This window comes from Aeromonas sp. s9, assembly GCF_040907765.1.
Taxonomy (GTDB): Bacteria; Pseudomonadota; Gammaproteobacteria; order Enterobacterales; family Aeromonadaceae; genus Aeromonas; species Aeromonas caviae.
Map to the genome: position 1 here is coordinate 41,564 of NZ_JBFOCK010000041.1, position 13,740 is coordinate 55,303.

General features: G+C 63.6%; 12 protein-coding genes. 7 read left to right on the forward strand and 5 right to left on the reverse strand.

Annotated features, from left to right (window positions below; translation table 11 throughout):
• Window positions 1-3 precede the first annotated feature (3 nt).
• The gene (locus AB5Y54_RS08380; protein WP_104455296.1) at window positions 4-1,008 is read right to left on the reverse strand and encodes a sensor domain-containing diguanylate cyclase; all 1,005 of its coding nucleotides are present in this window, start codon (window positions 1,006-1,008) and stop codon (window positions 4-6) included.
• Between the two features lie 195 nt (window positions 1,009-1,203).
• On the opposite strand from AB5Y54_RS08380, the gene AB5Y54_RS08385 reads away from it, so the two are divergent.
• From AB5Y54_RS08385 to AB5Y54_RS08400, 4 genes are all read left to right on the forward strand, one after another.
• Entirely contained in the window at window positions 1,204-3,066 is a 1,863-nt protein-coding gene (locus tag AB5Y54_RS08385; RefSeq protein ID WP_368153450.1) for a diguanylate cyclase, read from the forward strand.
• Window positions 3,067-3,310: 244 nt separating this feature from the next.
• Window positions 3,311-4,900 carry a peptide chain release factor 3 gene (prfC, locus tag AB5Y54_RS08390; RefSeq protein ID WP_103255304.1) on the forward strand — a complete coding sequence of 530 codons (1,590 nt, stop codon included), beginning with the start codon at window positions 3,311-3,313 and terminating at the stop codon, window positions 4,898-4,900.
• A 168-nt stretch (window positions 4,901-5,068) separates the two neighbouring features.
• On the forward strand, window positions 5,069-5,407 hold the full coding sequence (locus AB5Y54_RS08395; protein WP_039039412.1) for a nuclear transport factor 2 family protein: 339 nt from the start codon (window positions 5,069-5,071) through the stop codon (window positions 5,405-5,407).
• A gap of 73 nt (window positions 5,408-5,480) precedes the next feature.
• Window positions 5,481-5,930 carry an N-acetyltransferase gene (locus AB5Y54_RS08400; RefSeq protein WP_124245202.1) on the forward strand — a complete coding sequence of 150 codons (450 nt, stop codon included), beginning with the start codon at window positions 5,481-5,483 and terminating at the stop codon, window positions 5,928-5,930.
• Window positions 5,931-6,109: 179 nt separating this feature from the next.
• Here the strand turns inward: AB5Y54_RS08400 and AB5Y54_RS08405 are convergent, their stop codons facing one another.
• The 3 genes from AB5Y54_RS08405 to AB5Y54_RS08415 all read right to left on the reverse strand — a co-directional run bounded on the left by AB5Y54_RS08405 (window position 6,110) and on the right by AB5Y54_RS08415 (window position 8,724).
• Entirely contained in the window at window positions 6,110-6,571 is a 462-nt protein-coding gene (locus tag AB5Y54_RS08405; RefSeq protein ID WP_039039413.1) for an acyltransferase, read from the reverse strand.
• Complete coding sequence (locus AB5Y54_RS08410) at window positions 6,568-7,494, reverse strand: MarR family transcriptional regulator (protein ID WP_200164796.1); 927 nt, start codon at window positions 7,492-7,494, stop codon at window positions 6,568-6,570. Before AB5Y54_RS08410 ends, AB5Y54_RS08405 begins: the two co-directional genes overlap by 4 nt.
• A 192-nt stretch (window positions 7,495-7,686) precedes the next feature.
• On the reverse strand, window positions 7,687-8,724 hold the full coding sequence (locus tag AB5Y54_RS08415) for an alkene reductase (protein WP_200164795.1): 1,038 nt from the start codon (window positions 8,722-8,724) through the stop codon (window positions 7,687-7,689).
• A 167-nt stretch (window positions 8,725-8,891) separates the two neighbouring features.
• Here AB5Y54_RS08415 and AB5Y54_RS08420 point away from each other — a divergent pair, with 167 nt between their 5' ends.
• Entirely contained in the window at window positions 8,892-9,458 is a 567-nt protein-coding gene (locus AB5Y54_RS08420) for a TetR/AcrR family transcriptional regulator (RefSeq protein ID WP_010672924.1), read from the forward strand.
• Window positions 9,459-9,613: 155 nt separating this feature from the next.
• On the opposite strand, the gene AB5Y54_RS08425 is transcribed toward AB5Y54_RS08420, so the two are convergent.
• The gene (locus AB5Y54_RS08425; protein WP_201888907.1) at window positions 9,614-10,525 is read right to left on the reverse strand and encodes a LysR family transcriptional regulator; all 912 of its coding nucleotides are present in this window, start codon (window positions 10,523-10,525) and stop codon (window positions 9,614-9,616) included.
• 146 nt (window positions 10,526-10,671) lie between these two features.
• Here AB5Y54_RS08425 and aguA point away from each other — a divergent pair, with 146 nt between their 5' ends.
• Together aguA and AB5Y54_RS08435 are read left to right on the forward strand one after the other, a co-directional pair.
• On the forward strand, window positions 10,672-11,769 hold the full coding sequence (gene aguA, locus AB5Y54_RS08430; protein ID WP_223931753.1) for an agmatine deiminase: 1,098 nt from the start codon (window positions 10,672-10,674) through the stop codon (window positions 11,767-11,769).
• 137 nt (window positions 11,770-11,906) lie between these two features.
• On the forward strand, window positions 11,907-13,610 hold the full coding sequence (locus AB5Y54_RS08435; RefSeq protein ID WP_223931752.1) for an amidase: 1,704 nt from the start codon (window positions 11,907-11,909) through the stop codon (window positions 13,608-13,610).
• Window positions 13,611-13,740 lie beyond the last annotated feature (130 nt).

Genomic DNA, 13,740 nt, shown 5'->3' on the forward strand with positions numbered 1-13,740 from the left:
GGCTCAGAGCGTGGGCCTGTGGTAGAGGCCCCGTTCGTTGACCTGCTCCTGATCCAGCAGCGGCTGACCGCTTGGCTGGGCAATGTAAAAACCCCGCTTGCCGCTGCGCTTGACCCTGTACATGGCCTGATCCGCCCGGGCCAGCGCCGCGCCGAAATCGTCCTGGGGCCGGATGGCCGCAATTCCCATGCTCAGTCCCACCGAGGCGTCCCCGTTGGGCAGCTCGAAGGGGGTGGCGATGGCATCGATGCACTGGCGGGCGAGGTTGCTGGTGCGGGGATCGTCGCACGCCCAGGGCAGCAGCAGCACGAACTCGTCCCCGCCGATGCGCCCCAGCCGTACCTCCTCGCCGCAGCAGTGGCGAAGGCGCTGGGCAAGGGAAACCAGCAGTTCGTCACCTGCCCGGTGGCCCAGGTTGTCGTTCACCAGCTTGAAGTCATCGAGATCGATGAAACAGATGGCCTGGTACTCCCCGGGAAAGTGGCGGTGCAGCGCGGTGCGGTTGAACAGGCCGGTGAGGGGATCCCGGTGGGCAAGCTGGGCGAGCTGCTGCTCGTACTCCTTCTCGTGGGTGATGTCGATGTGGGTGCCCATCACCCGGACGGGGTTGCCCTGATCATCCCGCTCCACCACCCGGCCCCGGTCCAGCACCCAGGTGGTCTTGCCATCCTTGGCGATCATGCGGTGCATCGCCTGATAAAACGGGCTCTTGCCCTCCAGATGATCGAAGAAGGCCTGCAGCACCTGCTCCCTGTCCTCCGGGTGCAGGTGGGCGCGCCAGACGTCGAAGTGGGCCGACAGCTCCTTGGGCTGGTAACCGAGCATGGAGCCCCAGCGCCGGTTGAAGATGATGAGTTTGCCGGTGGGCACATGGTTCTGCCAGATGCACAGGCCGGTGCCGTCCATGGCTGCGTCCAGCTTCTCCCGCGCGTCATCCGCGATGCGTTTGAGACGCTCGTTCTCCAGCAACAACCTGTCGTAAGCCTCCCTCAGCTCCTCGTAGGTCATTCCTCATCCCTTCCCCTGTTCGAAAGCATATATAGTCGATGCACTCTCTCCTTCTGTAAAGAAGGGGATAGGGGAGGCTCTCGTCCAACATGAGGAGTTTTCTCACCCTCTGGCGGCTGTGCGCCCAGAGTCTGTGGGGATATGATGACAGCGGTGAGCGCGGCGTCCGGCCAGTGAAGAGGAGAAAATGTCCGCATGAAGATCCTGATGGGAGGTGGTCTGTTGCTGGGGGTTGCCCTGGCCCAGGCGACGCCACTGGCTGGGGACGAGTTGCAACTGGCGTTGCAGCGACTGGAAGAGTCGACGATGCCGGTGCAGGTGTTTCGCGAGCGCGTCGCCGCCCTGACTGCCGAACAGGCACACTATCCGCTCGAGGTGCAGGGCCGCCTTGCCCGGCTGCAGTGCTGGGCCCAGCCGAGTGAACGGGACGAGGAGTTTCGCCGCGCGGTGGCGTTTGCCGAGCAGGGGCTGGCGCAGGCCCGTGCCCGCAAGGACAGGGTCACCGAGGTGGGGTTGCTCGCCTGTCGCGGCTATCACCGACAACTGCTCGGCAACATGGCCGGGGCCGGGGAGGATTACGACGCCGCCCTGACCCTGGCTCGCCGACTCGGGGATGAGCGCCAGCGTGCCGACATCCTGAGCCTGCGGGGGGAGATGTACTCCTACCAGGGGGAGCTGGCGGAGGGGCTGATGGATCTCATCGATGCCCACCAGCGCTACGAGGCGCTCGGGCTGGAGGCCAAGGGGCGCGAGGTGCTCGCCAATATTGCCAATGCCTATCGCAGGATGGGGCTCTATGAGCGGGCCGAGAGCTATTTCAAGGAGCTGGAGCACGACTACCGGCAGCTCGGGGTCGAGGAGTACCTGGTGGACATTCACAGCCAGCAGGGGCTCCTCTACATCGACACCGAAGAGTACGACAAGGCGCTGCCCCTGATGGCCGAAGCGGAGCGTTACTATCTGGGGTCAAAGCAGGAAGGAGTCCTGGCCTGGAGCCGGATCGAGCTGGCCACCATCCTGCAGAAACAGGGCAAGCCGGACCAGGCCATGATCAAGCTCGATCAGGCGGCAGCCTCCCTTCATCAGGCGGAGGGGGCGGACAGCGTCACCCTGGGCCACTGGCACCTCGTCATGGCCGACGTCCTCGAGGCCCTGAACCAACCCGGCGAGGCGCTGCGGCACCTGGACGAGGCCGAGCCCATCTTTACCCGGGAGCAGAACCTGCGCTTCCTCGCCCGGGTGCATGAGACACGGGCCCGGGTGCTGGAGCGTCAGGGGCATATCCAGTCGGCCCTCACCAGCCTCAAGACCTATGTCGAGACCCGCCAGGCCCTCGAGCTCAGATTGCGGGAACAGCGCTCCTTGCAGATGCGTTTCGAGTTCGATCTCGCCCGCAAGGAGCTGGAAAACCAGACCCTCAGGTCCCAGCAGCAGTTGCAGGCGGAGAAACTCAAGCAGTTGCAGGAGCGGCGCTACTGGCAATACCTGGTGGTGGCCCTGCTGCTGGTGGTGATGGGTACCCTGGTGGTGCATCAGCGCGGGCGCACCCGCAAGATGCAGCGCCTCGCCATGACGGACGAACTGACCGGCATCCACAACCGGCGCCAGATCCAGGCCAAGGGGTGCAAATGGTTCACCCAGGCCCGGGAGGAGGGCAACCTCCTGTGCGTGCTGCTGCTGGATGTGGATCACTTCAAGAAGGTGAACGACCAGCTGGGCCACCACGTGGGTGACAGGGTGCTCACCGCCGTGGCCCAGTGCATCGAGGAGCAGTTGCGCAGCCTCGACAGGGTGGGGCGCAACGGCGGCGAGGAGTTTCTGGTGCTGCTGCCGGATACCCTCCTGAACGAGGCCGTCGAGGTGGCGGAGCGGATCCGCCAGGCCGTCGCCCGTCTCGAGATTGAGGGGGTGCCTGCGGATCACCCCATCCGCATTAGTATCGGCTGCGCCCAGTACAAACCCGAGGATGACAACCTGGGCGAGCTGGTGCGCCGGGCCGACGAGGCCATGTACGAGGCCAAGCTGGCGGGGCGCAACCGGGTGATGACGGCCCGGTGAGGCCGACCCCGGGCCCCCGTGATAGCGGGCTGGGTATTTTTCACTCGCGCGGGTATAATGCCGCGCAATTTTGCTTTGATCCGGGGCCAGACCCATGTAATGCAACGCGCTTCTCCTGTCTCCACCGGCGGTCACTGACCCGCCCGCGTGGTGTCGTTGTCTGCATGGGCGCCCTGATTCCAAGGTGCTGTCCCGCATTTTTCCCACGGTGGCTCCAGGCCGCCGCTCAATAGAAGAACGTCGAATTATGTCAGCTGAATTTCTGAGTGAAGTCTCCAAGAGACGCACTTTTGCGATCATCTCGCACCCGGATGCGGGTAAAACCACCATCACCGAAAAGGTCCTGCTGTTCGGACAGGCCATTCAGCGCGCCGGTACCGTCAAGGGCCGTGGCTCGGGCCAGCACGCCAAATCCGACTGGATGGAGATGGAGAAGCAGCGCGGTATCTCCATCACCACTTCCGTGATGCAGTTCCCCTACGCCGACTGCCTGGTCAACCTACTCGACACCCCGGGTCACGAGGACTTCTCCGAAGATACCTACCGTACCCTCACGGCGGTCGACTGCTGCCTGATGGTCATCGACGCCGCCAAGGGTGTGGAAGACCGGACCCGCAAGCTGATGGAAGTGACCCGGCTGCGCGACACCCCCATCCTCACCTTCATGAACAAGCTGGACCGCGAAGTGCGCGACCCGATGGAGGTCATGGACGAGGTGGAGCGCGAGCTCAACATCATGTGCGCCCCCATCACCTGGCCCATCGGCTGCGGCAAATCCTTCAAGGGTGTCTATCACCTCTACAAGGACGAGACCTATCTCTATCAGAGCGGTCAGGGCCACACCATCCAGGAGAAGCGGGTGGTCAAGGGGTTGAACAACCCCGAGCTGGATGCCGCCATCGGCGAAGATCTGGCTGCCCAGCTGCGTGGCGAGCTGGAGCTGGTGCAGGGCGCCTCTCCCGAGTTCGATCACGACGCCTTCATCGCCGGCGAGATGACCCCGGTCTTCTTCGGGACCGCCCTCGGCAACTTCGGTGTCGACCACATGCTGGACGGCCTGACCGACTGGGCGCCAGCCCCCATGCCGCGCAAGGCCGAGAGCCGCGAAGTGGTGGCGACCGAGGAGAAGTTCTCCGGTTTCGTGTTCAAGATCCAGGCGAACATGGACCCGAAACACCGCGACCGTATCGCCTTTATGCGTATCGTGTCAGGCACTTACTCCAAGGGCATGAAGATGCGTCACGTGCGCATCGGCAAGGACGTGAACATCTCCGACGCCGTCACCTTCATGGCCGGTGACCGTGAACAGGCGGTCGAGGCCTGTGCCGGCGACATCATCGGTCTGCACAACCACGGCACCATCCAGATCGGCGACACCTTCACCCAGGGTGAAGATCTCAAGTTCACCGGCATCCCGAACTTCGCACCTGAACTGTTCCGCCGCATCCGCCTGCGTGACCCCCTCAAGCAGAAGCAACTGCTCAAGGGGCTGGTGCAGCTCTCCGAAGAGGGGGCGGTGCAGGTGTTCCGTCCGCTCATCAGCAACGATCTCATCGTCGGTGCGGTCGGTGTGCTGCAGTTCGACGTGGTGGTCTCGCGCCTCAAGAGCGAGTACAACGTCGAGGCCATCTACGAGGCGGTCAACGTCGCCACCGCCCGCTGGGTGGAAGGGACCGACGTCAAGAAGTTCGAGGAGTTCAAGCGCAAGAACGAGGTCAACCTGGCCCTCGATGGGGGTGACAACCTCACCTACATTGCGCCGACCATGGTCAACCTGCGCCTGGCCCAGGAGCGTCACCCGGACGTTCACTTCCGCCAGACCCGCGAACACTGATCACCCCGCCCGCGCACAGCGGGTGGCTGATGACCAGAGAGACCCCGCTTCGGCGGGGTTTTTTGTTATGGGGCGTTTCATTGGAAGGGGCGTAGATCCCCATTCGGGGCTTGATGTCTGAATAAAAATCCAGGATAAGTGATTTTAATTTCGCTCATGGAGAGAGACATGTCCGTCACCCAACCCGTAGAGGCGCAGTTTGCCGCCTACAATGCCCACGATCTCGACGCCTTCGTGGCCTGCTTTGCCCCGGATTTCAAAGGCTATCGCATGCCGACTGAGACGCCGAGCACAGTCGGCAAGGGGGCGCTGCGGGCCTTCTATGCACAGCACAGATTCAACAACCCGCTGCTCAAGGCCGAGCTGCTGTCACGCACCGTCTTGGGCAACAAGGTGTTCGATCACGAGCTGATCCACGGCCTCTCCCCCGAGCCCATCGAGAGCGTGGCGGTGTTCGAGGTGAAGGAGGGTCTTATCCAGACCGCCTGGTTCTATTTCCCCTCTTAAACCCGACACTGTATTTGCCATACGGCCCCATCCTATTGCACCGCTGTGCAGGGAAGGGTGACAAGGAGATGCCATGCAGATATTCCAGGCCACGTTGGCCCACATTGAAGAAACCAGCCGTCTGTTTGATGCCTATCGGCAGTTTTATGGGCAAGCGCCGGACAGTGATGAGGCAACCCGATTCATTGGGGAACGCCTTCAGGGGGCGGATTCAGTTATCTTTCTGGCACACAACGAGGCGGGAGAGTGTGCAGGCTTTGTCCAGTTGTATCCGGCATTCTCTTCCGTCGCGATGAAGAGGATGTGGTACCTCAATGATCTTTATGTCGTCGAGTCAGCTCGCCAGCAGGGGGTGGCAAGAGCGCTGCTGAAACGGGTGGCCAGCTTTGCCAGGGAGACAGATGCCCTGACCGTCAAACTGGCGACGGCTGTCTCCAATCAACCTGCAAAATTACTTTATGAATCAGAAGGGTATCAAAAGGTAATCGCCTTTGATCACTATACCCAGCGGGTTGGAGCCTGACAGGCGTTATGTGTCACTGTCCATGAGATGGATGGCAATCGCTCTTCTGGGGAGGCGCGGTGTCAGCCTGGGGTCGTGATACGGGGTGATCGGGCTCGCGGGGTATCGACAGATTGCCTGTCCGGCCCCCTTCTACCCTTGCGGGAGAAGGGGGGTGAGGGGGGAATTGGCGCTTCTGGCTAGAAAGTACGCAGCAATCTGGCAGGGTTGCCGGCATAGGTGCCAGGTACAGTGATGTCCCGGGTCACCACTGCGCCGGCACCGATGACGGCTCCCTGGCATATCCGTACCGGCAAAATGGTGGCGTTTGAACCGATGGATACCCCATCCCCGATGTGGGTTCGGCCCCAACTGGCGGGATCCGGGTCGGGGGCGCCGCTTTGAAAGAGGTCATTGGCAAACATGACGCCGTGACCGATAAAACAGCGCTCACCTATGGTCACATGCTCACAGATAAAGCTGTGGGACTGGATGCGGGTTGCGCGCCCTATGGAGACGTTCGACTGTATCTCCACGAAGGGGCCGACAAAGACATCGTCAGCCAGGGTACAGCCGTAGAGATTGACAGGCTCAACCAGCTTCACCCTTTCACCGAAGCTGACATCTCGTATGCCGACAGAGAGTCGGGTTGGTTCACTCATCTCCCCTCCTTCCCGTCGAGCGCCAGTACCATGCAGATCTCGCAGGCATCGTGGCCCGTGCAGCCAAGGGGCCCCGGCAGGTGTTCGAAGCCCAGGGATTCATAGAGGGCGGTGGCTTCCCGCAGCACGGCGGTGGTCTCCAGATAGCAGCGCTGGTAACCCAGGGCGCGAGCCTCGGCCAGCGCCTGCAACACCAGCCGCCGTCCCAGGCCCAGCCCCCGCAGGGGGGGCAGGAAGTACATCTTCTGCAGCTCGCACACATCCGGTGCCCCCGCCAGCGGCGCTATGCCGCCCCCGCCGAGAATGGCGCCGTCCGGTCCCTCAATCACCCAGTAGCGGCTGCGCTCCCCCTGATAGGTCTCGTGGAGAAAATCGAGGTTGGGATCCGCCACCCCGTACCCCTTGTCGGCGGTGAGGCCGTATTCGGCGGAGACGGTGCGCACCACGGCGGCGATCCGGGGATTGTCGGCCGGGGTGATGGGGCGGATGACGAACCCCTGTTGGCGGCGGGCGCGGGAGAGGGCGCTGCGATAGAGCCGCATCCCCTCCCAGATCTGCTCGCACTCGGCGGGGGAGAGCTGGGCCAGGGCCCCCGCCATGGTCTCGTCCATCTGCCGGTGCAGCTCCTCAAGCTGTGCCTTGCCCGGCTCGGTGAGGCTCGCCTCCTTGCTGCGCCCGTCAGAGGGGTGGGGTTGCCAGGCGATCAGCTCCCGCTCGGCGAGGCGGGCCAGGGGGCGGCTGGCGTTGGACTTGTCGATGCGAAGGCGCTCGGCAAGCTGCTGGTTGGTGGCGGGACCGTTCTCCAGCTCGATGAGCAGGTGGGCCTCCAGTGGGCTCAGGGCCAGCGAGCCGCACTGCTGGGAGAGCATGCCGAGTTCGCGTACCAGTTCCCTCGACAGGGCGCGCAGGGGGCGGGGATCCATGGGGTTGTCTCCTTGTGATGGTATTTGGTTGTTATACGCAACCAATACCATCATTTGGTTGTTGATGACAACTATTTGCGTGAAAAAGGGCGAAAGGCAGGCAGAAAAAAGGGCCCGGGAGAGGGCCCAAACATTGGAAACCCGCGCAGGGGCGCGGATCCCATCCTTGGTCAGGCAAGGCGCCGGCGAGGGTTAGACCAGCTCCGCCAGCATGGTGTCGGCATAGGGCACCAGGGCGTCGCCCTGCTTCACCTTGGCGAGGTAGTCCGGGTTGGCGATGAGGGGGCGACCGATGGCGACGAGGTCGAAGCGGTCCGCCTCGATGGCCTCGAGCGCGGTCTCTGCGCTGTAGTTGCCCACCCCCACCAGGTGGCCGTCGTAGCGGGCACGCAGGTAGTCGGAGGCACGGCCGTCCAGGTAGTCGAAGGTGAGGCTGTCATCGAAGATGCCCAGGTGCAGATAGGCCAGATTGCGCTGGTTCAGCTCGGCCAGCAGGTGGTCGAACACGGCGCGATCCCGGGCATCCCCTTCCAGGTGCACATAGGCGCCGGGGGAGAGACGAAGGCCGGTGCGATCCCCGCCAATGCGGGCGGCGATGGCATCCACCACCTCGAGGGCGAAGCGGCTCATGTTCTCGGGGCTGCCGCCGTAGTTGTCGGTGCGCAGGTTGCTGGCGTGGTGCAGGAACTGATCGATGAGGTAGCCGTTGGCACCGTGGATCTCCACCCCGTCAAAGCCCGCTTCGATGGCGTTGGCGGCGGCCTGGGCGTAATCCTCGACCAGCTGGGCGATTTCGCTCCCGATCAGGGCGCGGGGTACCTGATAGACCAGCTCGCGCATGCGCGGCACCGTGCCCTCATGGGCGACGGCGGAGGGGGCCAGCACTTCGGCGTGGTGGAAGAAGGGGTGGGAGAGACGGCCCACGTGCCACAGCTGGGCGAAGATCTTGCCGCCGTTGGCATGCACGGCGCTGGTCACTTTCTTCCAGCCGGCGATCTGTTCGGCGCTGTAGAGCCCCGGGGTATTGGGGTAGCCCTGCCCGTCCGGACGGATGATGGTGGCTTCGGAGATGATGAGGCCGATGTCGGCGCGGCGGCCGTAGTAGGCGGCCATCTGTTCGGTGGGCACCAGACCCGGGCCAGCCATGCAGCGGGTGAGGGGGGCCATCATGAAACGGTTCGCGAGGGTGAGGGTGTCGTTGAGGCGATAGGGCTGAAACAGGGTATTCATGATCGTCTGTCCTGAGGGAGTGATTCTTGAACGGGCATTCAAGACGTTTTTTGGTTTGTGTGCAAGTATTTTTTGAGCAAGCATTCAACATGGATTGACGGGGGAGGCTGGGGTAAACTTGCCGCCCTGTTTTTTCCGTCCCGCGGGACCTTGCCACCGGAGACCCCATGCGCAGCGCCGAATACGATCGGGATGCCGTCTTGCGAAACGCCATGGAAGCCTTTCGCGCCAAAGGCTATGCCAAGACCACCATGCAGGAGCTGGTGGCCGCAACCGGCCTGCACCCGGGCAGCCTCTATGCCGCTTTTGGCAACAAGCGCGGCCTGCTGCTGGCGGCGGTCGATCACTATGTGGCAGAGAAGGGGGCCCTGCGCCGCCGCTGCCTGGCACAGCCCAGCCCGCTGGCTGGGCTGCACGCCTTCCTCGAGCAGGTGGTGGACGATGCCCTGCAGGGCTCCTGCCTGCTGACCCGCACCCTGATGGAGCTGGCGGAGCAGGACGAGGAGCTGCACCTTCGCTTCAAGGCCATCTACGGCGAGCTGGAACAGGATCTGGCCGGGCAGCTGGCCCTGGCAAAGGCACAGGGAGAGCTGGCAAAAGAGGGGGACATCCCCACCCTGACCGCCTTCTTGCAGGTCCATATCCAGGGACTGGTCACCTTCGCCCAGTGCCACCCCGACCGCCCTCTGCTGGCCGGTGTCGTCGCCCGGATGATGAGCGCCCTGCGGGCGTGATGGCGAGGATGGAAACAACAAAGGCTCCCGCGGGAGCCTTTGTTGTTGCTGGGAATGCCCCTCGCAGCAGGGTTTTTGCCCCCTTCTCCCGTTCATTTACAAAAGAATGGGAGAAGAGTTGGGGATAAGGGGGAGGAACTGCCAGCCGCAGCCGCTTAGCCCGGATTCACCAGATCCTTCATCAACGCCTTCAACCAGATCAACGCCGGTTGCTGGGCGTGGACCGGGTGCCAGACGCAGTTGAGGTGATAGTCCGGCACGTCGTCGGGCAGGGGCAGGCTTTTCAGCGGCCAGTGGCTGGCGAGCAGCTCCGCCACCATGCTGGGCAGCACCAGCAGGTGATCGCTCTGGCTCACGATGGCGGCGGCGGACATATAGCTCTGGCTGTTGACCGAGATGGTGCGGCTATGGCCCAGGCTCTGCAAATAGCGGTCGAGGCTCGCCTCCGAGGTGCCGAGCGGCGAGTGGAACACATGGGGCATCTCGATTAGCTGGTCGAGGGTGATGCGCTCCTCCTCCAGCTCCAGGGTGGCGCGCACCAGCCCGGCCAGGGGTTCGGTGAGCCAGGTCTCCTTGCCCAGATACCCCGGCACCTGCATGTACTCGTCAAACCCCAGCACGAGATCTATCTCGCCGCTCGCCAGCTCGGCTTCCGGCAGGGTATCGCGCAGGATGCGGATTTCGATGGTGACGCCGGGGGCCAGCTTCCTGAGGCGCTGGATAAGGGGCGGGATCAGCACGCACTCCACGTAATCCGTGGTGCAGAGCACGAAGCGGCGCTTCGACTGGTGCGGCGCGAACTCGTCCTCCTCCCAGAGTTGCTGCTCCAGCAGCCGCAGCGCCTGCTGCACCCCCAGATGCAGCCGCTGGGCCCGGGGAGTCGGTAGCATCCCCTGGGGCGTGCGCACCAGCAGCGGGTCGCCGAGAAAGGCCCGCAACCGGCCGAGGGAGTGGCTCATGGCGGGCTGGCTGATAAAGAGCGATTCGGCGGCGCGGGTCACGCTCCCTTGCGTCATCAGGGCGTCAAAGGCGAGCAGCAGATTGAGGTCGAGCTGGTGCAGTTTCATGGGGGGGATTATTCGCCGTGTTTATGGGACAATTAATCCTATTCATTTGATGGATGGGCGCGCAACTTCTTACACTGCGACCCACTCTTATTTTTCCAGGGTTCCCAGGCAAATCGGGGGCCTCAATCCATGCAAGGAGCCTTGCGATGAGCATCAAGACCATGAATTCCACGCCGGCCGCCGACGGCTTCACCATGCCCGCCGAGTGGGCTCACCAGCAGGCCGTCTGGATGATCTGGCCGTTCCGCCCGGACAACTGGCGGGAAGCCGGTCGCTTCGCCCAGGCCACCTTCGCCAAGGTGGCGGATGCCATCGGTGGCGCGACGCCGGTCTTTATGGGGGTGCCGGCCCAGTTTATGGAGCAGGCCCGTGGCATCATGCCTGCCCACGTTACCCTGGTCGAGATGGCCAGCGATGACTGCTGGGCCCGCGACACTGGCCCCACCATCGTCACCAACGCCGCAGGCGAGTGCCGTGGGGTGGACTGGGGCTTCAACGCCTGGGGCGGCCACAAGGGGGGTCTCTACTACCCGTGGAACCAGGATGAAGAGGTCGCAGCCCGGATGCTGGAACAGCACGGCATGGATCGTTACGACGCGCCGCTCATTCTGGAAGGGGGCTCCATCCATGTGGATGGCGAAGGCACCTGCTTGACCACCGCCGAGTGCCTGCTCAACGAAAACCGCAACCCGCACCTGACCAAAGCGCAGATCGAAGCTCACCTGCGCGACTATCTGGGCGTCACCAGCTTTATCTGGCTGGACGAAGGCGTCTACATGGATGAAACAGACGGCCACATCGACAATATGTGCTGCTTCGTGCGCCCAGGTGAAGTGGTCCTGCACTGGACCGATGACGAGACCGATCCCCAGTACGCCCGCTCCCTGGCCGCCCTCAAGGTGCTGGAAGCGGCGGTCGATGCCAAGGGTCGCAAGCTGAAAGTGTGGAAGCTGCCCCAGCCGGGCCCGCTGTTCTGCACTGAAGAGGAGTCAGCCGGCGTCGAGAGCGGCAGCGGTGTGCCGCGCGAGGCAGAAGGCCGTCTGGCCGGTTCCTACGTGAACTTCCTTATCACCAACGATCGCATCGTCTACCCGCTGCTGGATGCCGCCACCGATGGCGAAGCCCAGCGGATTCTGGAAGAGATCTTCCCGGAGCATAAGGTCGTCGGCGTACCGGCCCGGGAGATCCTGCTGGGGGGGGGCAATATCCACTGCATTACTCAGCAAATCCCCTCAGGGAAGTAAGAACCTGTTCCAAGCCAGCTGAGGTTGGTATTCAAAACCCCACGCCGTGGGGTTTTCTCTCTTGATGGTGTGATGGTCGCAGGCGCCGATGCGGCGATCATCATGACAAACAGTCACCCTTTTACAGGAGATCCCAGATGATCGAAGTGACCGAGGTTTCCATTGCCGAGCTGCGTGCTGCGCTCGAATCAGGCCGCACCACCGCGGTCGAACTGGTCGAGGCCTATCAGGCCCGGATCGCCGCCTATGACGGCCCCGAGACACAAACCCGCCTCAATGCCGTCGTGGTGCCCAACCCCGATGCCCTGAAAGAGGCCGAGGCGTCTGATGCCCGCCGCGCCCGTGGGGAAACCCTGGGGCCGCTCGACGGCATCCCCTACACCGCCAAAGACAGCTATCTGGTCAAGGGGCTGACCGCCGCCTCCGGTAGCCCGGCCTTCAAGGATCTGGTGGCCCAGCGCGACGCCTTTACCGTTGAGCGCCTGCGCGCCGCCGGTGCCATCTGCCTTGGCAAGACCAATATGCCGCCGATGGCCAATGGCGGCATGCAGCGCGGCGTCTATGGCCGCGCCGAGAGCCCCTACAACGCCGACTACCTGACCGCGCCCTTTGCCTCCGGCTCCTCCAACGGGGCCGGTACCGCCACCGCCGCCAGCTTCTCCGCCTTTGGTCTGGCGGAAGAGACCTGGTCGAGCGGCCGGGGCCCGGCCTCCAACAACGGTCTGTGCGCCTATACCCCGTCCCGTGGCGTCATCTCGGTGCGCGGCAACTGGCCCCTGACCCCGACCATGGATGTCGTCGTGCCCTATGCCCGCACCATGGCCGATCTGCTGGAAGTGCTGGATGTGGTGGTCGCCGACGATGCCGATACCCGTGGCGATCTGTGGCGCATGCAGCCCTGGGTGCAACTGCCCAAGGCCTCCGAAGTGCGTCCGGCTTCCTATCTGGAGCTGGCTGCCAAGGCCGATGCCCTCAAGGGCAAGCGCCTCGGCGTGCCGCGCATGTTTATCAACAAGGATGAACTGGCCGGCACCAGCGACAATCCCGGCATCGGCGGCCCGACCGGTCAGCGCATCCATACCCGCGAGACCGTGATTGCGCTGTGGGAACAGGCGCGCAAGGCGCTGGAAGCCGCTGGCGCCGAAGTCATCGAAGTGGACTTCCCGCTGGTCTCCAACTGCGAAGGGGACAGACCCGGCGCGCCGACCGTGTTCAATCGCGGTATCGTGAGCCCGGAGTTTCTCAACGACGAGCTGTGGGAGCTCTCCGGCTGGGCGTTCGACGACTTCCTGCGCGCCAACGGCGATCCCAAGTTGAACAAGCTGGCCGATGTCGATGGGCCGAAGATCTTCCCCCACGATCCGGGCACTTTGCCGAACCGCGAGGGGGATCTGGCGGCGGGCATGGACGAGTACGTCAAGATGGCCAAGCGCGGCATCAAGCGTTTCGACGAGATTGCCTCGGTGCCGGACGGCCTGCGCGGTCTGGAGCAGACCCGCAAGCTGGACTTGGAGGACTGGATGGACGGGCTCAAGCTCGACGCCGTGCTGTTCCCGACCGTGGCCGACGTCGCCCCGGCTGACGCAGACGTGAATCCGGCCTCCGCCGATATCGCCTGGAGCAACGGCATCTGGGTGGCCAACGGCAACCTCGCCATTCGCCACCTCGGCGTGCCGACCGTCACCGTCCCCATGGGGGTGATGGCCGATATCGGCATGCCGGTTGGCCTGACCTTCGCCGGTCGCGCCTATGACGATAACAACCTGCTGCGCGTCGCTTCGGCTTTCGAGTCCACCGGCAGCAAGCGGATGGTGCCGCCACGCACGCCACCGCTGGTTTGATTGGTGTTGTGGTTAAATAGCTCGGGTTAGTCTAACTGTATGGAGATGGTATTCACCTGACAGTTGCCCACAAAAGGGAGTGGTCATACGGCTTCAAACCGGATAACAAAACGGTACCCCTACCGTGTTA